The sequence below is a fragment of the Belliella pelovolcani genome, assembly GCF_900156785.1.
GTDB lineage: Bacteria > Bacteroidota > Bacteroidia > Cytophagales > Cyclobacteriaceae > Belliella > Belliella pelovolcani.
The window spans coordinates 189,861-212,906 of sequence record NZ_FTOP01000007.1; the positions used below are offsets into that span (position 1 = coordinate 189,861).

The 23,046-nt window shown below is 40.1% G+C and carries 13 protein-coding genes; 8 read left to right on the forward strand and 5 right to left on the reverse strand.

The window, feature by feature from the left end:
* Nucleotides 1–70: 70 nt before the first annotated feature.
* Nucleotides 71–1,315, reverse strand: coding sequence for a DUF4861 domain-containing protein (locus tag BW935_RS09875; protein WP_076501053.1), 1,245 nt, complete (start codon nucleotides 1,313–1,315; stop codon nucleotides 71–73).
* A 307-nt stretch (nucleotides 1,316–1,622) separates the two neighbouring features.
* Here BW935_RS09875 and kduI point away from each other — a divergent pair, with 307 nt between their 5' ends.
* From kduI to BW935_RS09915, 8 genes are all read left to right on the forward strand, one after another.
* Complete coding sequence (gene kduI, locus BW935_RS09880) at nucleotides 1,623–2,462, forward strand: 5-dehydro-4-deoxy-D-glucuronate isomerase (protein ID WP_076501054.1); 840 nt, start codon at nucleotides 1,623–1,625, stop codon at nucleotides 2,460–2,462.
* Nucleotides 2,462–3,244 carry a gluconate 5-dehydrogenase gene (locus tag BW935_RS09885; protein ID WP_076501055.1) on the forward strand — a complete coding sequence of 261 codons (783 nt, stop codon included), beginning with the start codon at nucleotides 2,462–2,464 and terminating at the stop codon, nucleotides 3,242–3,244. The genes kduI and BW935_RS09885 overlap by 1 nt, the downstream gene beginning before the upstream one ends.
* Nucleotides 3,245–3,247: 3 nt before the next feature.
* Nucleotides 3,248–4,273: a LacI family DNA-binding transcriptional regulator gene (locus tag BW935_RS09890; RefSeq protein ID WP_076501056.1), complete on the forward strand. Its 1,026-nt coding sequence runs from the start codon at nucleotides 3,248–3,250 to the stop codon at nucleotides 4,271–4,273.
* A 23-nt stretch (nucleotides 4,274–4,296) separates the two neighbouring features.
* Nucleotides 4,297–5,718, forward strand: a complete 1,422-nt coding sequence (gene uxaC / locus BW935_RS09895) for a glucuronate isomerase (RefSeq protein ID WP_076501057.1) — start codon at nucleotides 4,297–4,299, stop codon at nucleotides 5,716–5,718.
* A gap of 12 nt (nucleotides 5,719–5,730) precedes the next feature.
* Nucleotides 5,731–7,137 carry a tagaturonate reductase gene (locus tag BW935_RS09900; RefSeq protein ID WP_076501058.1) on the forward strand — a complete coding sequence of 469 codons (1,407 nt, stop codon included), beginning with the start codon at nucleotides 5,731–5,733 and terminating at the stop codon, nucleotides 7,135–7,137.
* A gap of 77 nt (nucleotides 7,138–7,214) precedes the next feature.
* Nucleotides 7,215–7,676, forward strand: coding sequence for a hypothetical protein (locus BW935_RS09905; protein ID WP_076501059.1), 462 nt, complete (start codon nucleotides 7,215–7,217; stop codon nucleotides 7,674–7,676).
* A gap of 444 nt (nucleotides 7,677–8,120) precedes the next feature.
* Nucleotides 8,121–17,807: a T9SS type B sorting domain-containing protein gene (locus BW935_RS18210; protein ID WP_139325529.1), complete on the forward strand. Its 9,687-nt coding sequence runs from the start codon at nucleotides 8,121–8,123 to the stop codon at nucleotides 17,805–17,807.
* 23 nt (nucleotides 17,808–17,830) lie between these two features.
* The gene (locus BW935_RS09915; RefSeq protein ID WP_076501061.1) at nucleotides 17,831–18,856 is read left to right on the forward strand and encodes a PorP/SprF family type IX secretion system membrane protein; all 1,026 of its coding nucleotides are present in this window, start codon (nucleotides 17,831–17,833) and stop codon (nucleotides 18,854–18,856) included.
* Between the two features lie 3 nt (nucleotides 18,857–18,859).
* On the opposite strand, the gene BW935_RS09920 is transcribed toward BW935_RS09915, so the two are convergent.
* From BW935_RS09920 to BW935_RS09935, 4 genes are all read right to left on the reverse strand, one after another.
* Nucleotides 18,860–19,621 carry a DUF2490 domain-containing protein gene (locus BW935_RS09920; RefSeq protein ID WP_076501062.1) on the reverse strand — a complete coding sequence of 254 codons (762 nt, stop codon included), beginning with the start codon at nucleotides 19,619–19,621 and terminating at the stop codon, nucleotides 18,860–18,862.
* A gap of 83 nt (nucleotides 19,622–19,704) precedes the next feature.
* Nucleotides 19,705–20,319: a bifunctional nicotinamidase/pyrazinamidase gene (gene pncA / locus BW935_RS09925; protein WP_076501063.1), complete on the reverse strand. Its 615-nt coding sequence runs from the start codon at nucleotides 20,317–20,319 to the stop codon at nucleotides 19,705–19,707.
* A 255-nt stretch (nucleotides 20,320–20,574) separates the two neighbouring features.
* Nucleotides 20,575–21,492, reverse strand: a complete 918-nt coding sequence (gene prs, locus BW935_RS09930) for a ribose-phosphate diphosphokinase (RefSeq protein ID WP_076501065.1) — start codon at nucleotides 21,490–21,492, stop codon at nucleotides 20,575–20,577.
* Nucleotides 21,482–22,960 (reverse strand): nicotinate phosphoribosyltransferase, encoded by a 1,479-nt coding sequence (locus tag BW935_RS09935; RefSeq protein ID WP_076501066.1) that lies wholly within the window; start codon nucleotides 22,958–22,960, stop codon nucleotides 21,482–21,484. Before BW935_RS09935 ends, prs begins: the two co-directional genes overlap by 11 nt.
* Nucleotides 22,961–23,046 lie beyond the last annotated feature (86 nt).

Below are 23,046 nucleotides of genomic sequence, written 5' to 3' on the forward strand. Positions count from 1 at the left end.
TGGGAAGGGTACTTACCGCCTCCCCATCCTACCGAATCCTAAGAGCAATATAGAATAGGTATTAGGTAGGCTATTTTTTGATTTCTACGACTAGAGGATTGGACAATTCATCGGTTACCCTTTCTAAGTAAGCTACAAATTCCTCTTTGGTCTTGATGCCATCGGGCTCTAATTCCCAAGCTGCAGCAAAGTAGTATTTGACTTCTTGATCTGTGGGCTGCAAGACTACAACATGGGAAAATTCATCTTCTGTTATACTTACTTTTTGATCATTTCTAAAGAAAATAACAATCCCAAGGTTATCCTCATTCAAGCTCTGCTTGCCATAGGTAGCGAGATAGCCATATTCTTTATCCTCAGCACCTATAAGCAGTTCTGCCTTATTGTCTTTGATCAAGCCAGTGGCAATATTAGGAATGGGTTTGGAGCTTTGTAGATGTTGTTGAGACAACCTAGTGCCTGCGTGTATACTCAGGTTGGAAGTCAAGGTAGTCTTACCACTCTCTAGATTCCACCCATGATACTTAGTCAAAATTGAGGAATAAATCACTCCATTATTGGTGATGGCAGCATAGAGACTGTCCGTCTCGTCTACTCTTCTTGCTGCATTGTTTTCAAAAGTTGCGATAGATCCCACACCCAATGATTTGGCAACTTTGAGCACATCCATACCCCAATCTTGGAGTTCATGATACGAATCAAACCCATCTTGACCTACCAACTGAAGAATAGGCTCCTTGACGGTCTTACCAAATACATCTACGCCATTTCTCCAATCTAGGTAAAATCTGTACCCCACTTGATCAGACTCCCAGCCTGGACCTTCGTAGCGGATATACCAAGAATGGTCTGTATGCTCAGCGGGTACATGCAACTCTTCCACATTCTCAAACTCCCCTCCAATATATTTTCTATTCTCAAAGTATCCTCCCATTTTATGTGACAGTTCAGCTTGGGTCCTCTTGGGGTAAAACCTAGCTTCTTCCCTATCTGGATCATAGGTGATTTGAACACGGATTTCTTCCTTGAATCGAATTTGAGGAATCAAGATGGCTAATCCTCTTTCATGTCCTGTATTCACATATTGAGAAACTAGCTCCACATTGCCCACATATACTGTGAATCCATTTGGATTGATCAATTCAAGTCGATCTTCCAATACTGTTTGCTTGACCCAAATCAATTGATCAGTTCTAACTTGATTAAGGGTATTTATTACAGTCAATTCCATAAATCCTTCGAAAGCTAGCTCGGTAGACTGAGAACAAGCCGCTAACAAGAAACACAGGTAGCACAGGATAGATAATTTCTTCATAAGGGAATATTTTGAATATGTAGCTCAGGAGATAATATTTCTATATTTGTTGCACAATTATTGCACAGATTCAGTTCAATAGTTATTTTTTTGAGCAATCGATTGCATATTTAAAAATGTTTGTCGAAAATAAAAACAAAACCATGGATTATTTTTACAAAAAGAGTCTAAAAATTGATTATTAACCTTTTGAAAAAATAAAATTTCGAAAAAGTCGTATCAATTCTATCCCAATATTTTTGATCGAAAATTTGACAATTTGAAATTTATTATACTATATTGCGCAAACGATTACACACAGAAAATTATGCATACATTTATAACAACCAGATACTCAAACCATCCCGAAGACGTCAAAAACTATGACACAGGTAAGCTAAGGGATCATTTTCTTATTGAATCACTTTTCGTCAATGATCAAATAAATTGTGTGTACACACTCAATGACAGACTTATTGTAGGGGGGATTCATCCAGTCAGTAAAGCAATCACACTAGAAACAGTGGATCAGTTGAAAGCGAGCTACTTCCTGGAAAGAAGAGAGATTGGAATTATAAATGTAGGCGCCGCCACCACGATTGAAGTAGATGGCATTCCTTATCAAGTCAGCCACAAAGAAGCTTTATATATTGGCCAAGGAGCTAAGGAAGTACTATTTCATCCTGCTCAATCGGGAGAAACCTACTTGTACTTTAATTCAGCACCTGCACACAAGCATTTTCCAACGAAGAAAGTTGGAGTGGATGATGCGGAGGTAGTGACCTTAGGATCATTGGAAAACTCAAACCATAGAACCATCTACAAATTGTTGGTAAATTCCGTAGTACCCACATGCCAATTGCAGATGGGGATGACGGAACTTAAACCTGGCTCGGTTTGGAACACCATGCCCGCACATACCCATGACAGAAGAATGGAGGCCTACTTTTATTTTGACTTAGCAGCAGATCAGGCAGTGTGCCACTACATGGGACAAGCTGAAGAGACGAGACATATTTGGATGAAAAATAATCAAGCGGTCATCTCACCACCGTGGTCCATTCATAGTGGAGCGGGTACATCGAATTATACATTTATCTGGGGTATGGCAGGTGAAAACCTAGACTATGGAGACATGGACACCATCGCCCCAACAGCATTGAAATAATGAAAAACCTATTTGACCTCAGTGGAAAAGTTGCCTTAGTCACCGGAGCGACGCATGGATTGGGAATGGCCATGGCCAAGGCTTTGGCACATCATGGAGCCACCCTCGTAGTCAATGGCCACACCCCATCCAAGATGGATGCTGCTTTGAAAAATTATCAAGCAGAAGGAATTTCAGCACATGGATACCTTTTTGATGTCACTGATGCAAGCAAGGTAAATGAATCTATTGCCCAAATCGAAGCTGAAGTAGGTCCTATTGATATATTGGTCAACAATGCGGGAATGATCATGCGTGTGCCGGCTTTGGAGATGGATCCTGAGGATTTTCGTAAGGTTGTGGATGTAGATTTGGTTTCCCCATTTATACTATCTCAAGCGGTGGGCAAATCCATGGTCCAAAGAGGTGGTGGCAAGATCATCAATATTTGCTCGATGATGAGCGAACTTGGGAGAGACACCGTAAGTGCCTATGCCGCCGCCAAGGGAGGGCTAAAGATGCTCACAAAAAATCTGGCCACAGAATGGGCCAAGTACAATATCCAAGTCAATGGAATAGGTCCAGGATACTTCGCTACCGAACAAACAGCCCCTATCAGAGTAGATGGACACCCACTCAACGATTGGATAGTTAACAGAACTCCTGCTGGCAAGTGGGGAGATCCTGAAGATTTGGCTGGTGCAACAGTATTCCTTTCCAGCAAGGCCAGTGACTTTGTCAATGGGCAGATCCTCTATGTCGATGGTGGAATACTTGCCACTATTGGTAAGCCTAAAGATTAAAATATGAAAAAAGGAAAGGCAACTATTCATGATATAGCTGAGAAGCTCAACATCACAGCTTCTACCGTTTCTAGGGCGCTCAACGATAACCCAAGGATATCAGAGAATACCAAGAAGCAAGTATTAAAAATGGCAAAACAGCTGAATTATCAGCCCAACCATATCGCTTCTGCCCTAAGAAGTGGTAAAAGTAAATTGATAGGTGTACTTGTACCTACAGCCAATAGAAATTTCTTTTCCTCAGTGGTCAGAGGTATTGAGGATATTGCCAATGAACTGGATTATAAAGTCATCATTTCTCAGTCTTATGAAGATCCAGAAAAAGAAATTCAAACAGTCGATGCGCTACTCAATGCCAGAGTAGATGGAATCATCGCTTCCATTGGGAAAAACACCGAAAATTTTGAGCATTTCAAAAAAATACTAGATAAAGGCATTCCACTGGTATTATTTGACCGGATTACCAATGAGTTAGAAGTGAGTCAGGTTGTTATTGACGATTACTATGGTGCTTACGAAACTACCAAGCATCTCATAGAGCAGGGTTGTAAGCGGATTGTACATTTTACTTCTCCAAAAAAAATCAATATCTACAGAGAAAGACTCAGAGGATATGAAGATGCCCTGAAGGATGCCAACATTCCTGTAGATCCTGCCCTGATAGAAGAGTCCAATATGCAACTTGAAGATGGGAGGACCTCAATGGAAAATATTATCACTAAAGGAATCCCATTCGATGCTGTATTTTCTTCTTCCGACTATGCGGTAATGGGCGCATTACAGGTCTTGAGAGAACACAAAATCAGTGTTCCAAGCCAAGTAAAGTTGGCAGGATTTGGTAACGAACCATTTACATCCTTTACAGCCCCCCCAATCACTACTGTAGATCAAAAAAGTATCCCCATGGGGAGAGTTACCGCAGAGACTTTCTTTGAACTATTAAAATTAGAAGATAAAAAATCTGCAACTCATAAAACTGTCCTTAAACCTGAGTTGATTATCAGAGAATCTTCTCTCAAAACGAATTAAAACCTATTTAACTTGCTATTAAAATGATCTCAGCAACTGAAAAAGCGAGTAAATTCCTTACGGAAGACTTTCTTCTCAAAAGTGAGTTTGCTAAAATCCTTTATCACGATTACGCTTCCAAACTCCCGATTATAGATTACCATTGCCATCTATCGCCTAAGGATATTGCGACCAATAGAAAATTTAATTCCATTTCGGAGGTTTGGCTAGCTGGTGATCATTACAAATGGAGAGCGATGCGAACGCTTGGTGTCAATGAACAGTACATTACTGGAAATGCCACAGAAGAGGAGAAATTTCAGAAATGGGCTGAAACTGTACCTTTTACGCTTAGAAACCCATTGTATCACTGGACCCACTTGGAATTACAAAGATACTTTGGTATTCAAGAACTTCTTGGGCCTGATACAGGAGCTAAAATTTATAAACAAACCACAGACCTACTGCAAACAACTGAATACCACACTCAGGGATTGTTGAAAAAAATGAATGTAGAACTCGTGTGCTCTACGGATGACCCTGTAGACAACCTTGAATTCCATAAAATAGCTGAAAGCAGCAGCCCAAACACTAAACTCCTTCCAGCTTTTAGACCTGATAAAGTATACGCAGTAGAGCATCCTCAAAGCTACAATGTTTACCTACAGCGATTATCTGATTCATCTGGGGTAAGTATCAATCAATACGATGACTTATTAAGTGCACTACAAAATAGGATTGAATTTTTCCACTCCAATGGTGGAAGTCTCTCAGATCATGGACTTGAGCAATTGTATTATTTTGAATTGGGAACTTATGATATCCAGATAATCTTCTCTAAGGTCATATCTGGAAAATCATTGGATCAGCAAGAGATCCAGTACTTCAAGTTCCATACGCTTTATGAACTTTGTAAAATGTATCATGCCAAAGGCTGGACACAACAATTTCACCTTGGTGCCTTGAGAAATACCAATGAAAGAATGTTGGGTTTACTTGGTCCAGACACTGGATTTGACTCGATTGGTGATTTCTCACAAGCAAGGGCCTTAGCCAGCTTCTTGAATCTCCTTGACGGTACAGACCAATTGACAAAAACCATTCTGTATAACCTCAACCCATCAGACAATGAAGTGATGGCTACTATGATTGGCAATTTCAATGATGGATCGGTCAAAGGAAAAATTCAATTCGGTTCTGCTTGGTGGTTTTTGGATCAAAAAGACGGGATGGAAAAGCAAATTAATTCATTATCAAATATGGGATTATTGAGCTGCTTTGTGGGAATGTTGACGGATTCTAGAAGCTTTCTTTCTTTCCCAAGGCACGAATACTTCAGAAGAATCCTCTGCAACTTGATCGGGCAGGATGTTGCAAATGGAGAGCTCCCAGCTGACGAGGCATGGTTGGGCAAGATTGTCTCCGACATCAGCTACTACAATGCCAAAAACTACTTCAATTTCTAAGAAGGAAAGTAAATGAAAGCGCTAAACAGAACTAACATGCAGGCTGAAAAACGCCCCGTCAAAGTCCTGCAATTTGGAGAAGGTAATTTCCTACGTGGGTTTGTGGATTGGATGATAGAGGAGATGAATGATAAGGCAGAGTTCAACGGAAATGTGCAGATCGTACAGCCACTTGACCAGGGACTTGGAGATATGCTAAACAAGCAAGATGGTCTTTACCATGTCAAGCTTCAAGGTTTACAAGCTGGCAAGACAATTAACCAAACCAAGCTGATCACTTGTGTGGAGGGTGTCATCAACCCTTACACTGATTACAAAGCGTACCTCAATCAAGGAAAAAATGCTGAATTGAAATTTATCATTTCCAATACAACAGAGGCAGGAATCGCTTTTGATGAAAATGATATTGATTACAGCCGCACACCCAATACTTTCCCTGGCAAACTTACTGCTTTGCTATATGAAAGGTTCAAAGCTTTCGAAGGGGCTTCTGACAAAGGACTTGTCATCATACCGTGTGAACTGATAGACAAAAACGGAGAGCAGCTCCAAATAGCCATATTGAAGTATGCAGACTTGTGGAAACTATCAGAGAGTTTCAAAAGTTGGATCAAGTCAAACAATACTTTTTGCAATACGCTTGTGGACAGGATTGTTCCTGGATTTCCAAAGGATAACATCAAAGAAATCCAAAAAGACCTAGGTTTTGAAGATAATTTGGTGGTCATGGCGGAGCCATTTCACTTGTGGGTGATAGAAGGGCCTGAGGAATTAGAGAAAATTTTCCCTGGATCAAAAGCAGGTCTTCAGATCAAATTTGTAAAAGATCAAAGCCCTTATAGAACAAGGAAAGTAAGAATTCTCAATGGGGCGCACACTGCCCTGGTTCCTGTGGCCTACCTAGCTGGACTAAGAACAGTGCGGGAATCTGTAGAAGATCCGAAAATTGGAGCCTTCATTCGTGAGACAATTTATGATGAAATCATCCCTACTTTAGATCTTTCTCAGGAAGAATTGGAGCAGTTTGCTTCTGATGTTTTGGACAGATTCAAAAATCCATTTATCCGACATGAATTGAGTGCGATTGCTTTGAATTCTATATCTAAGTTTAAGGTCCGTGTACTTCCAAGCATTTTGGAATATCATATCAGAAATGGATCATGGCCTAAAAACCTCATCCAATCTTTTGCTGCACTTCTGTTATTTTATAAAGGAGAACATGAAGGAGTCAAAACACCGTTAAACGATGATGCTGAAGTCATAGCATTATTTGAAAAGCTCTGGAGTAATCAAAGTGAATCGGCAATCGTGGAGGAAGTTTTAAAGAAAGAATCATTCTGGGGCGAAGATCTCAGTCAATACCAAGGCTTAAGCAAAGCTATAAGCGAAGCCATGCGATCAGCTGTATCAATTGCATAGTTATTATTTATTTGGGTTATTATTTGATTAAACAGGAAGTCCACGTGGGTTTCCTGTTTTTTATTTACTTTTGCCGCATGAATACACCAAATCAAGAAACCAAGGCAGTCTTATTGGCCAAATCTCAGCAGATGCTTAGAGATCAAATCGCTGATATTCAAAAGCAGCTCAGTGATCTTCAGGAGTCTTCTGAAGTTGAGGAGAAAAGTTCAGCTGGTGACAAGTATGAAACTCATCAAGAGATGCTCAATCAGAATAGAAACTTGCTGCAGAAGCAATTGAACACCTCAAAAGTCCTTTTGAATCAAATCAATGCTGTTCCTGTAAAAGCCTTGAGTGTGGTTGATGAAGGAGCTTTGATCAAGGTTCCTATGGGTTGGATTTGGATCTCTTCTCCCATCGGTAAGATTTCCTTAGATGGATTCGATTACCAATTGGTATCCAAAGACTCTCCTTTGATTACAGCTCTTTGGGGCATGAAAGCAGGGGAAACTGGGGAATTCAGGGGAAATAAAATAAAAATTGAGGAAATTTTGTGATACCATCATCGCCTTTTTAAGAGAAGATCTTCTCATCATCTTTTAAAAGTCGTTCATTTCAAAAAACAGATTATTTGTAACCGATTAAGTTTTAATCGGTTTTTTTATTTTTTTACTTCAACTTCTTTAATGCTTGGATTTTAGCATTTGAAAACTACTTTTTTCACATTTATTCAAGGTCATATTTATAAAATTAAAAAAGTATAAAATATTATTTTTTGAATATTCAGATTAATTCATTTTATTATCTCAAATCATCAAAATTTAAAATAGTATTTTATTGATTATGAAATACATAAATATCATTTCGTAATTATCAAAAGCAAAATTCATGTTTTATACGTCATTAATAGATAGTCAAAAAACAACAAAAACTAGTATAAAACATAGTTAATCTAGTCATCTAATCCAGATACAATATTCGTAATTGAGTAAAAATTTTATATGGAGAAAATTTACAGGATAGCACATATTTTTCTATTACTAATGTCTCTTGCTACTCTTTTTAATAAAAGTTTAGCTCAATCTCTTATACAAGACATTTACTCAATAAGAGAATGTGAAAAAACGGCTGAATATAGAGTAAGAGGAGGCGTTCCCCCTTACACTTACGTTTGGACTTTTGAAGGTAATGAAGTTCAGGTAGATGCGAATTTAGATCCAACTCAGACAAGTATACTAACACAGGCACAGAGCGGTACATATACTGTAACAGTTACTGATTCAGATAACAATTCTAGGTCTGCCACATTTGTATTTAGTGAATCTTCAAACTTCATCCTAGACATAGAAATATTAGAAGATCAAGAATGTGAAGGAACTACTTTTGGACGGATAATAGGAAATATAGAAAATGGGATTGCACCCTTTAGCATTAATATATTCAATGACCAAAATGTCTTAGTAAATAGTGTCAACTTACCAGGAAGGACTATCAACCTCACAGGATATCCTGCTGGTACCTATCTGATTGAAGTTATAGATGCCAATGGTTGTATTGAACTTACTGAAGTAGAATTAGAGGAAATAGAGCCTATCGAATTTGAAGAAGGAGCTAATTTGGGAGCATTTCCAGTGACCTGTGAAGACAATGGCAGCATTGCTTTCAATGTTTTGGACGCAGCAGGAGAAGTAAGATTTAGGATCAGAAGAGCTTCTGGTGGCTATGTCAACCCATGGACTGTGGCGCCAGGAGGCCAAGTAAGGTATGATGGGCTTCCAGTGGGAGATTATATCTTAGAGATCTCTGATGACTTTAGATTTGAAGACTGTCCAGAAGAATTACCATTTTCAATTGTCGACGAGGTACTTTTAGTATTCGATGCTTCTCCAACTGCAATCACATGTTTTGGAGAGAATGATGGGAGCATTCTTTTTCAAGTGAGCAGAAACTTTACGGATTTTTCTCCTCTACCCAATGAGGTGTTTGTAACTATCACAAACAGTGCAAATACGGTAATTTACGACAATATTAGCGTTTCGATTGGTGCAACTGATGGGGATTATTTATTTGAAAACCTCCAGGCAGGCACCTACACCATCACTACTCGACATGGTGGAATAGACTATCCCGAGTGTATACAGTCATTTACTGTTACTATTGATGGACCTGACTCTCCAATTTCAGCAAACATTACCAAATCAGACATTGCTTGTTTTGGGGTGAATAGTGGTAGTGCAACAGCAATGCCTTCTGGCGGATGGGGAGATTACACCTTTCTTTGGAGCAATGGAGCGACCACATCTCAGATTAATAATCTAGCTCCAGGCGAATATTGGGTGGATATTACGGATGAGGGTGGGTGTACCATCCGTAGAGAAGTCGAAATCATAGGCCCACCTGCCGAAATCACGGCCGATGTAAATGTACTGCAAAACCTCACCTGTGCAGGATCCAATGATGGTATTGCTGAAATCAGCAATATCCAAGGTGGCTACGGAGGCTACACTATTCAATGGGGAGTTGGGAATCAATCATCTGCTACTGCCGTGGACCTTCCAGCTGGATCCATTTCGGTGACGGTTACTGATTCAGGGGGATGTTCGAGGACATTCAATGTAGTCATCACTGCTCCTCCTGCACCTAATTTGATCATTGATGAAAACAATGTGACTTGCTTTGGTGGAGATGATGGCAGTGTGAGGATACAAGTAAGTGGATCAGATAGCTATACTGTCTCCGTCGCTGGTCAGACTCAGGTTGGTAATGATGTTACCTTCAATGGTCTTCAAGCTGGTAACTATGTGGCTACTATCAGCTATGGGGTCAATTGTAATATCTCACGCAACATCACCATTGGCTCACCTAGCAGAGTCATCATCAATAGAAGCAATGTCCAACTGAACAACATTTCTTGTTTTGGACAAGAGGATGGGTCCATATTAGGATTAACTGCGTCTGGTGGTACAGGTTTGTTAAGCGTGCAATGGCAAGAGAAGATTTCAGACACATATCAAGACATCACTGGAGCAAATTCACTAAACCTGACAGATCTAGGTATAGGAGAATACAAGATCATTGTAACAGATGAAAATGGTTGCTTTGATGAGTACGAGTATGCCATTACAGAGCCTAATCCTCTCAATGTATCCTCTCCTACCACTACTCCGGTAACATGCTTCAATGGTACTAATGGTAGCGTCTCTTTTACCGTTTCTGGAGGGCGCACTCCATACGCTTATTCATTGAATGGTGGAGCATTCACATTGACTAGCAACGGCAATATAACTATCCCAAATCTTCCAGCAGGCACAGGAAATACCATAGAAGTAAGAGATGATAGTGGCTGTACCGTAGATAACTTTACTTTTGATATCAATACGACACCTCCTATTCAGCTTGATTTTGTTGCTTCATATCAAGAAACATGTTTTGGGCAACAAAATGGTTCTATTGAAATCAATATTGGTGGTGGATCAGGAAATCTTAAAGTAGAATGGTATAGAGCAGGAGATTTTTCTACAGTCATTTCTACTAACCAAAACCTCTCTAATGTAGGTCCAGGCGACTATACTGTCAGAGTAATAGATTTGCTAGATGAATTCTGTTATGCACAGCAAACTTTCTCTATTGCCCCAACCCCTGATATTAATCTTGCCCTTGATGGTAACCCTACAAATATCCTTTGTTTTGGCGAAGAAACTGGCGCCATCAATATCAATGCATCAGGAGGTACGGGTACATTGACTTACAGTTGGACTGGACCAAATGGGTTCACATCCAATCAGCAAAACATCAGTGACATTGGCGCTGGATTGTATAGATTAAGGGTAACAGATAGCAATGGATGCTTCAAGGAATTGGTAGACATCCTTGTCGAGCAACCAGATACAGGTATTCAGATTTCTACGTTGAACTCTACTGCTCCATCCTGTCCAGACTCAGATGATGGCGCTATCCAAATGCAGGTATTTGGTGGTGCACCTGCTTACAATATTTCTTGGCAAAGACTCAATTCATCAGGTGATTTTGAAGGATTTCCTGGTACAGGACTTTCCTTGACAGGTATCCCAGCAGGCACTTACAAAATGCTGGTATCAGATGCCAATGGCTGTTCAGCAGAAAGAGAGATTGATCTTGTGGGACCTGATGAATTGATCATCAATGTCACTGGCATAGATGATGTATCATGTTTTGGAAGAAATGACGGACGTATCAATATTGCTGTTTCAGGAGGCACCTTCCCCTATTCATACAATTGGGATCATGGTTTTATCAATCAAAATGCAACAAATCTGAGTGCTGGCTTTTATGCTGTAACTGTCACAGATGCGAGAGGCTGCGTGATAAGACTAGAAAATATTGAGGTGGCACAACCTGCCCCAATCGAGATCAATTTGATCGAAACGCAAAGCCCTACTTGTGAATTTGATGATGGCCGAATTGAAGTAGAATTCATCGGAGGAGATGCCAGTTTTAGTAGTACATGGTATAGACTTCCAGAGAATGACGTTGTGGCCACCAACACGACAGTTTTAAATAATATAACCCCTGGTGTCTACAGGGTAGAATATGGCAATGGAAGTGTATGTACGGCTAGCAGAATCATCACCTTATCTGGTCCTGCTAGCCCACTTCAGCTCAATATCAGCGCACAAGACCCTACCTGTGACAATGACAACGGAATCATTGCCATATCTGCCTCAGGAGGTAGTCCCGGCTATGAATTTTTCATAGAAGTAGAAGGTGATCAGACACCGTTGACGAGTAATATCATCGCTAACCTAGCCGCAGGCAACTACCTAGTAACCGTGAGAGATAGCCAAGGCTGTGAGGTCACTCGTGCTGTCGATATCCAAAATCCTAACCAACCGATCTATGACATCGAGAAAATCCAAGATGTAAGTTGTTTTGGTGGCAATGATGGTGTTATTCATTTCGAAACTTTTGGAGACTTTACAGGAATCACATTCCAGTGGTTCAAAAGAGAATTTACAGGAGTTTTGAATCCTATCACCGAAGCTCAATTGGACGACCTGCAAGCTGGAACCTACTTTGTCCGCTTTACTTATGACAATGCCTGTACAATCGATTCTGAAGACATCATCATTGCTGAGCCCGCGGAAATAGTAATCACTACCCAAGTTGAACAGTTGGTTTGTTTTGATGATTTGGGTAGGATCACTATTCAAGTCAATGGAGGAAGCGCAGGAAAAACGCTCACGCTATCAGGACCTAACAGTTACACCAACACTGTAAACGATATCATAACAGGAAGTTATGATTTTGAAAATCTAGTTCCTGGAGTATACACTTGGACACTGGAAGATGTGGGTTGCGGCACACAAAGTGGAACACTAGAGATTTCACCTATTCAACGCCCTGAGTTTGATTTGTCGCAGGTAAACATCCTTTGTTTTGGTGATCATACGGGATCCATTATGGTACAAGATATTATCCTTGAAACCAACAGAACTTACAACGTATTCTTGAATGGTATCAACAGGGGGGTTCAAACTAACTTTAGCAATCTCCCTGCTGGAAACTACAGCATCCAATTGGTGGACAGTCAAGGCTGTGAATCTAGCATACAAACCATAGAAATCACCCAACCTGATAGACCTTTAGAGATCCTTAACCTCCTTATTGAAAATACTACCTGCTTTGAAGGGAATGACGGTAAAGTTTCCTTCGAAATCCTCGGCGGGACAGCTCCATATTCCTTTAGTTTGAGTGGAAATAATGGTTACAGTGTCTCTGCCGGTGAAGTCGACCCGCTATCAGAGATCACTTTTGATGATCTGAGAGCTGGTAGCTATACTATTGAAGTATTAGATGAAAACGGTAACTGTCAGGCAATCGCCACCTTCCAAATAACGGAGCCTGCCGACCTAATTTTTGACATTGAGGTTGGTCAGATTGCCTGCCCAGGAGGGACTACCTTTATCCGATTATTCCTCTCTGGAGGCACTACCCCATACAGTTATACTTGGGAAAAATTAGATACAGACACCGGAAACTGGGAGTTGCTAACTGAAACCAGCAATCAGCTTCAGGGGATCGCTGCTGGGAGCTATCGCTACAGTGCTACTGATGCGAATAATTGTGAAGTATTCTCTGAAATTGTGGAGATCCCTGATGGTTTAGCAGTTGCTATAGATTTCACAGCAGATGATATCTTATGTTTTGGTGGTAACACGCTAGTGAATCTCAGCGCAAGCCGTCCAGGCTCGAGCAATTTCACATTCTTTGTCAATGGCAACCAAATCTTTGGAAATACTTTCCCAGCTATCGCTGGAGCTTACCAAGTCTATGCACTAGACAATATCAATGGATGTATTTCTGAAGAAATCACCATCAGCATCAATCAGCCTGATGCTCCACTGAATTATGCTGGCTTTACAAGCACTCAACTTTCTTGCTTCGAGTCTAATGATGGAGAAATATCATTCTCACTTGCAGGTGGGACAGCACCCTATACCATCACATTCCTAGGCGCTACACAGATAGCGCAAGCAGACGAACTTATTACCTTCTCAGGATTGGAAGCAAACATTCCCTATGGATTCACGATAGAAGATAACAATGGCTGCTTGCTGACTATCCCTCCAGTGGTACTGACACAGCCATTCCCAATCCAAGTCAATAGTACTTTTACACCAATACAATGTTACGACGGCGATGGATCAATCACAGTTCAAGCAACAGGAGGTAGAGCACCTTTTAGCATCCTGTGGGAATATGCAGCAAATGGAGTAGATTTCGTCGAGTTAGATCAGTTTGAGGATCAATTCAGGATCAATGGTTTGAAAGCTGGAACCTATACATATACCTTGTCGGATAATGGCGGCTGCCCACCAGTTGTGGAAAGCATAGTACTCGAGCAGCCATCAGAGACAGTTTTAGACTTTACCTCCACGGAAGTGAGCTGCTATCAAGGTAATGATGGTACTATTAGCTTCTCCCCATCTGGTGGACCAGCTTCTAGCTATCAAATCTATTTCAATGGACAATTGATCAACGGCACAGAAGTGTCTGGCTTGAGTGCTGGTACTTATGAAGCATTTGCTGTGAGTGGAGGTTGTCCTTCCGAAGTTATTTCAATTACAATAAGTCAGCCTGAACAGGCTCTTGGAGCTACCTTAACCTATCCTACAGCAGTCCTCTGTCACAACGACCTTATCAATATTCAATTGGATATTTTCGGAGGAAATGGTGAATATGAAGCTGCCTTTGATGGCACTTTTGTTCCTGTTGGAGCCAGCGGTAATATCATTTTTGAAGACTTACTTCCTGGCACCTATACCTTGGAAGTCCGTGATCAAAAAGGCTGTTATTGGTCTGAAATCATCACTATCACCAATCCTCTACCCATTGAAATCAATCAAGTTGAACTCGAAAATGTAAGTTGTCATGATGGAAGTGATGGAACCATAACGGTCAGTATAAAAGGAGGTACAGGAATCTATACCTATCAATGGCTTGATGCATCAGGAAATGTGGTAGGCAACAATGCAAGCGTATCAAACCTTAGTCCTGGAAATTATCAATTGATCGTCCAAGATGAAAACGGTTGTTTACTTTCAGAATATTTCGATATAGAGAATGTAGATCCAATTTTCATTACTATTGATAGTATCACTTCTGTAAGTTGTCATAATGAGCAAAATGGTGGTTTTCTAATTGCTGCTACCGGTGGTAATGGCGGATACATCTTGTTTGTAGATGGTAATCAATACAATTCTTTGGATATTTCAGGACTTGGTGCAGGCACTTACCAAGTCTATGCAATGGACAGCAAGGGTTGTGTATCCCCTACGATTGACGTGGAGATCACTGAACCAGAGCCACTTGAATTAATACTTGACATCACACCCATCAGTTGTTTTGGTTCCAATGATGGTCAAGCTAGCGTCACTATCCAAGGTGGCACGGCTCCATTTGACATCAGGTGGTCTGATGGAAGTACAGAAACGAATAGAACTGGCCTACTACCAGGCAACTATGAAGTCGTAGTCATTGATGCTAATGGCTGCTTGATCAGAGAGCGTATCATGATTGAGCAACCAAGCCCATTAAATGCAACTAGTCAAATCAATCCTGTAAGTTGTTTTGGAGGTGTCGATGGTACAATCACCTTAAATATCAGTGGAGGAAGTGGTTCTAGTACGGTCATTTGGTATGATTCATTCAATAATGAAATCGCCCAAGGAAATGTACTTGACGGAGTAGCCGCCGGTGAATACAGTGCTGAAATTACCGACATTAGAGGTTGTACAATCAGTCGAACATTTATCATCCCAGGTCCTTTTGAGCCTTTGACTATAACTCCATTTATTTCTAATATCAGATGTGCTGGAGAGACTAATGGACGAATTGACTTGATTGTAACAGGAGGAACTGGCCCTTATACTTATCAGTGGTCCTCTGGAGAGAATACTCGATCTATCACCAATAAAATAGCTGGTAATTATGAAGTGGAGGTAACAGATTCCAATGGCTGTGTTTTGATAGAAAGTATTGAAATCAGCAGCCCAGAACCTATTCAAATCGTCGCAAGCGATTTGAATGATGTGTCCTGTAAGTTTGGAAATGATGGTAGCATCAATCTTAGCATCTCAGGAGGAACTGGCGATTACCAAATTCTTTGGTCAAATGGCGACCAAGGCAGAGAAATCAGCAACTTGAGAGCAGGTTTGTATACTGTTTTTGTATTTGACGAAAATACTTGCTTTGCGAGTGAGACTTTTGTTATCACAGAACCTGCGGAAGAATTGACGGTAATAGCCACGAGCAATACTGAACTTTGTAACCCAAGTGATGATACTGAGGTGATTTTAGATGTCAATGGAGGCACAGCACCATACACTTACCTCTGGTCCAATGGCTCCACTGCTTCATCGCTTCTAAATGTACCTGCTGGCATGTATTCAGTGCTGGTAACAGATTCCAATGGCTGTATCGTAGAAGCTGAGGTAGAAGTCAAAGATCCTACTCCTGGACTTCAGCTTTCTTTGGAAGGTACTACGGCAATCTGTGCATCTGGCGGAAGAGCAGAAGTGACCGCCAATGTCACTGGAGGTGTCGCTCCTTATATATACAATTGGTCCACAGGTTCAAGCAGCCCAACACTCTCCAATTTAGTTCCAGGCATATATACCCTTACAGTGACAGATGCCGCTGGATGTTCTATAGTAGAAGAAATAGAAATCTTCCCTCCTCTCAACTTGGCTGTAAGGCTAGACAATATTCAAGGAGTTTCTTGTTTTGGAGGCAGCGATGGATCAATAGCTATTTCTATTGCTGGCGGAATGGGACCATTCGAAATTGAATGGAGTCATGGATTAATGAATCAAACAACTGCCACTGGTCTTAGAGCAGGTAATTATACGGTAACTGTCAGAGATGCGACAGGCTGTAATACTACTGCCACTTACAATCTACGTGAACCTGAGCTGCTCACATTCTCTGAAACTGTCAATAATATTTCTTGCCATGGAGCAAATGATGGTAGCATCCAATTAGATATCAATGGTGGTACAGCTCCATACTCTTATCAATGGTCGCATGGATTCAATGGTAGAAACCCTAGAAACCTTGCGCCAGGAATGTATACTGTAATCATTACAGACCGCAATGGATGTAGTACTGGGGGAAGCTTTGGCATTTCTCAACCTGAACCATTGGAAATTGAAAGTGATCATTCTGAGGAATTACTTTGCTTTGGTGACGCACAAGGATTCATCAATTTGAATATCAGTGGTGGAATTCAACCTTATAGGATCATTTGGTCAGATGATCCTGATTCAGAAAGCTTCAATAGATCAAATCTAACCGCAGGTTCCTATAAAGTGACTGTCATTGATGACAATAACTGTATCATTGAAAAATCTTTTGAAATCCGTCAACCAGAAAATCTAGAAGCAAGGCTCCTCCATCGTTTTGATGTAGACTGCGAAAATCAAGAACTTACCGGAATTGCTTGGCTAGAAATCGACGGTGGAGCAGGTCAATATGACATCTGGTGGTACAATGGGGATGTCAATGATACCGAAACTAAATTCTACGAAAGCGGAGAAGTTTCTGCTATTGTAAGAGATGCTAATGGCTGTCAGGTAGAACTTTCTATCATGGTGGAAATGCCATTAGTTTTTACATCATCAGACTTCGTCTACACCATACCATCCCTAGGTACAGCAGGAGAAATCTTGGTAAATGATGAAGTCATGTTCATCGATCGGACTTTAGGTAATGTCATCGCATGGGAATGGAATTTTGGTGATGGTAATAATAGCACTAACCAAAACCCAACTCACACTTATAGAAGACCCGGCACATACACTATTTCTCTAAAGACCTTTGATATCTATGGATGTATTTCAGAATCCACTTTAGAAATAGAAGTTTTAGCTTCTTATAGAATCATGATTCCAAATGCTTTCACACCTAATGGAGATGGTGTAAATGATACCTTCTTCCCAAAGATGAGAGGGATCGCCAACTACGAGTTTTACATTTTCAATAAATGGGGAGAATTGATCTACTCTAATCTCGATAATAGAGATGAGGGCTGGGATGGTAAACTCAATGGAAAAATGAGTCCGAATGGCAACTATGTGTACAAACTAGTATTTACGGCTGAAGATGGTGAGACTGGTTCGCGTACAGGTGTATTTACTCTTGTCAATTGATAAATTTTAAAAATCGTACAAGCATGAAAAAAATTATACTTTTCCTATTTTTCATAACGCTGGCTATAGGTGTCAGTGGTCAAGATGTGCAGTACACCCAATTCTATGCTGCTCCAATGTATCTTAATCCAGCATTTACGGGAGCTTCTGAATTGACGAGGGTTGGTGCTAATTATAGGAATCAATGGCCAGGACTTGATCATTCCTTCAACTCCTATTCAGCATATATTGATCACTACATGTTTGATATCAACTCTGGCATTGGATTGATTTTCAATGCCAATAGAGAAAGTAAAGCCAAACTGGCAAACAATGAAGTAGGCTTGACTTATTCCTATAGAATTAAGCTTGGTTTTGGTTCTTATTTAAGGGTTGGAGGCCAAGTGAGTTATGTATCTAGGGATGCCTATTTTGGTGATTTGGTATTTGGTAACCAGCTTGACATCAATTCAGGAACTATTGGCAACAATAGTGGTGAGTTTCTCAGTGATGATTACAGACATGATTTCATGGATTACAATTTTGGTTTGTTATTCAACTCAGAGACAATATGGTTTGGAGTTTCTGGACACCACCTTTCTCAACCCAACACTTCATTCATAGATGGCAATATCAGCAGACTTCCAGTGCGCCTTTCTGCTCATGGGGGCATCAAAATCGATCTTGGCGAAGGACTGATCAATAATTTTTACAGCAATACCCGTCAGGAAAGAGCAGCAATGTTTGCATTCAATTACAAGCATCAAGCTCCATTCAATCAATTAGACATTGGAACTCAGTTTTTTATTCAACCTTTGGTATTAGGAATTTGGTACAGAGGATTCCCAGTCAAGTATGCCCTGCCAAATAATGAGTCCATAGCCGGATTAATAGGACTTACCTTAGAAAGCGGGCTTGATATAGGTTACAGCTATGATTTCACCTTGTCCAAAATGGGCAATTTGCAATCCGCTGGAGCTCATGAAATATCCATTCGGTATTCATTCCTCTTCGGAGATCCAAATCAAAGAAACAGAAGAAGTACGATTATCCCTTGTTTTAGATTCTAAAATTTAAAGAGACAAATAGGTGTTCCAAATCAATCCATTGTTTTGCTGGATAAACTCTTGAGAATTGATTAATCTACCAAATTGAATTGTTTGGCTAATGAATCCTATTTCAGATCGAATCAAGTGATTGATTTTTAGGCCAAATAACAATCCAATCCTATTCTGATCAAAAATATTTTGATTCACATTTTTCCCAAAACCAATCAAGATTTCATCGTAGGCTGCTAAATAGGGTGAATTTTTGTTTTGCACTTTCTTGATTGGAACATCCACCCTAGCCATATATCGCGCTCTATTTAGATAGACATTTTCATCTGACTTCTGTGATTTTGGGTCTTTAAAAACCCCCACCCAACGCTGCTCCAACATAAACCGATGCATAAGATTAACCTTACCGAGGGGATTATTGACCTGCACCATTTGAAAAATTCTATATTCGGGGAAGACTTTCCCAGCGCTTTGGATAGGAACTCCTCCATAGGGATAGGTATCAATGTATGCAATCCCTCCACGCAAAATTACTTGCGGATGAATTTTATAATTAAGTCCTGCCCTAAATAGGTTTTGTTGGCTCTGTTGAACTATATCATCTCTTCTCCACTGAAACTCACCATGGAGACCCCACTTTTCATCAATAGCTTTAGTCAGAAATGTAGCATACCAGCCAATGATATTATTTTCGCCTCCACGAAAACTTTGTGCTTTGAGCAATGAAGTGTGCATACTGAGCAAAGCAAAAAGTATGAAAATGACTAACTTTTTCATGTAATTTATGTGTTCTTATTTTATCTTAAGCACACAAAATTACATCCATACTCCGCTCTAATATGTACCAAGAATCACATAGTTCAGTCTATGGATTCCGAATGTGTGATGATAGCTCCAGCATTTTCCATTTCGATCATTGCTTTGGCAAAATCATCTGGATGTATATTGACTGCTCGGGTAGCATCTAAGATCAAATGAACTTTGAACCCCTCTTCAAGCCCATCCAAAACTGTAAACTTCACACAGTAATCTTCTGCCAATCCACAAACAAAAATCTCATCTACTCCATGATCTCTGAGAAACTTACTTAGGCCAGTATCTCCCTGCTTATTGTTATCAAAAAAACCAGAATAAGAATCTACCTGAGGGTTCATTCCTTTCTGAAAAATAGCCTTCCATTGGTCACGTTTGAGGTCTTTGTGAAACTCTGCGCCATCTGAGCCTTGTACACAGTGTACTGGCCAAAGTATCTGATTGACTCCGTTGAGTTTAATAAATTCACCGATCTCCTTACCGGGATGATTGGCAGCGAAGCTTCCATGATCTGCTGGGTGCCAATCTTGTGTAGCTACGACAAAGTCAAATTTCTCCTGCAATTGATTGATTATAGGGACGATCTGATCTCCTTCTGCCACAGCTAGTGCACCACCTGGAATAAAATCGTTCTGTACATCTACAATGATTAAAGCTTTCATGTTTTTCTTTGTGTTTTATCCATTTTAAGAATTTAGGTATTATTTTGAGTCTTTGTTAAGTACTGAAAATAGATCCCGTCTTTTCTTTAATTTAAAGAAGTTCAACCCTTACCAGGGTTGTCGTTCCTATCAATAATCTTTGTTCCCCGCATTTCATACGGGGCTATTGAAAGTTTAACCACTACGTGGTTGATTGTATTTTCACTTTTATTATTAAGTCTTATATCTTATGTCTTGTTTCTTGCATCTTATATCTTACTTCAACTCCTCCACTATCAAATCCGCTATGGTCTCAACTCTCAATAATTCAGATTCCAAGGCATAACTATTGATATGTGTATCAGTTGTAATTACTTTTTCTATTACACCAGAAGCTTTTATTTTTGTTAGTGCATCATTGGTAAAAAGACCATGTGTAGTAATCGTAAATATCTTGTTCGCACCAGCTTCTTTATATGCTTTGGCAGCATTGATCAAAGAGCCACCTGTACGAATCATATCGTCATAGATAACCACATCTTTGCCTTCTACATCTGCTGAGATGCTGGTTACTTCCGTTTTATCTCCAGAAACTCTTCTCTTGAATACAAAGGCGGCATTTACGCCCATATCATTTGCCAATGACTCAACCCACTTGGCCCTACCCGCATCAGTACAAGCCATTACAAAACCTGGCGCAGCCAATTCTAAAGCTACTTTGGTCACAATTGATTTGCAGTAAACATGATTGATCAAAACTTGACCTTCAAAATAATGCGGTATACCCTCAGAATGCAGGTCGAAAAACATGAAATGATTGCCTTGACTAGTTCTAGGTAGAGACGAAAACATCACTGCTCTCGATTTAGCAGTGACTACTTCTCCTTTTTTGACTGCACGCTCCATGGTCGAGTAACCAAAATAGGGAAAGATCACAAAAATTGATTTTGCGCCATATTTGATCAAAGCGTAAGCTAAGTCATATATTTCTAGTGTATCTGAATCGGTAATTGTTCCTCCTATTACTACTACGTCTCTTTCATATACATCGGTCAAAATCCGTTGATAGCGCTCTCCATCTGGAAATCGCTTGACTTCTATTAGTCCTTTATCAAAATTCCCAGTAGCTAAAACTCTATCTCTGAGATAGCCATAAGTCTGCGTGGAAAAAATGATTTTTTTATTATTTGTCATAGTTCTTCATTTTGAAAACAAGCGCTGTTCTAAGTTGATAGAGACTTTCCTCTAATCCCACTGGATAGACATGCGGATTCGTCAATCTTTTGTGTGTCTTATCGAAGTACATTAGGTTATCTTGAGCATTTTGTTTGATGGCATCTATCTTGAGACAATCATATACTTGGGTACCCTTTCTAAAAATCGGTTTTAGTAGATTGATTTCCTCAAAATCTTCAAAATTGATTCGCTTTCTTTTGGTAGGGTCAATCGGATCGATGATTGTGGTAGAAGTTTTACCCTCCATGTATTCTTTCAAAAATATCATATCCGCTACAGCCCTCCCGTTTTTCAAAAACCTACTTACCTGATGTTTTCCTGGAATATTTGTTTTAATGGATTGCTGAGAAACCTTCACTTTGGGTTCCCAAACTCCATTTTGATTTTTGATTGCAGCCAATTTGTAAACAGCCCCTAGAGCAGGCTGGTCATAGGCTGTCACCAATTTTGTACCCACTCCCCAAACGCTGACCGATGCTTCTTGAATTTTCAAAGAAGTGATGATATGCTCGTCTAGATCATTGCTTGCGACCACTTGAGCATCTTGAAAACCCGCTTCATCGAGCATCTCTCTTGCTATATTTGAAAAATAAGCCAAATCACCTGAGTCAATTCTCACACCAAGCATCTCTTTACCCTTCTCTCTCAGAATCTTTCCTACCTCAATCGCATTTTTGATCCCTGCTACCGTGTCATAGGTATCAACAAGGAAAACACATTTTTCAGGAAATGCATCTGCATAAGCTTTGAAAGCTTCTAATTCTGAATCAAAGGACATGATCCAACTATGGGCATGTGTACCTGATACTGGGATGCCAAACAACTTCCCAGCCATCACATTACTTGTAGCAGCGCAACCACCAATGTAAGAAGCCCTACTAGCAGCTAATGCGCCATCGATTCCTTGCGCTCTTCTCAGACCAAATTCCAATACAGAGTCGCCTTTTGCAGCTAGTACCACCCTAGCAGATTTTGTTGCGATTAAAGTCTGGAAATTGATGATATTAAGTAAGGCTGTCTCGAGAAGTTGACATTGTATCAAAGGACCTTTTACGCTGATCAAAGGGGTATGTGGAAACACCACCGTGCCTTCTTCTACTGCATCAATATCACATGTGAAATTCAATGATTTCAAATAAGCTAAAAATGTTGATTCGAATACAGGGCTGCCGTCGGCATTTTTCATTTGACCAAGGTAGCTCAGGTCATCATCTTTGAAATAGAAATTGTTGCAGAAATCTACCACATACTCAAGACCAGCTGCTATTGTAAAACCACTTTGAAAAGGATGCTTTCTAAAAAAAAGATTGAATACTGCCTCTTGTTCTGCCTTACCAGACTTCCAATATGCATAAGCCATGGTGAGTTGATAAAAATCTGTCAAAAGTGCCAGTGAACCTTGATACAGGTCTTTGGTGATTTTCATAAGGTTTATTTTTTGGGTTCAAATTTAGAGCTAAAAAATAAATAAACCCGATTTATCAAAAGAATACATTGATTTAGGTCTATTCT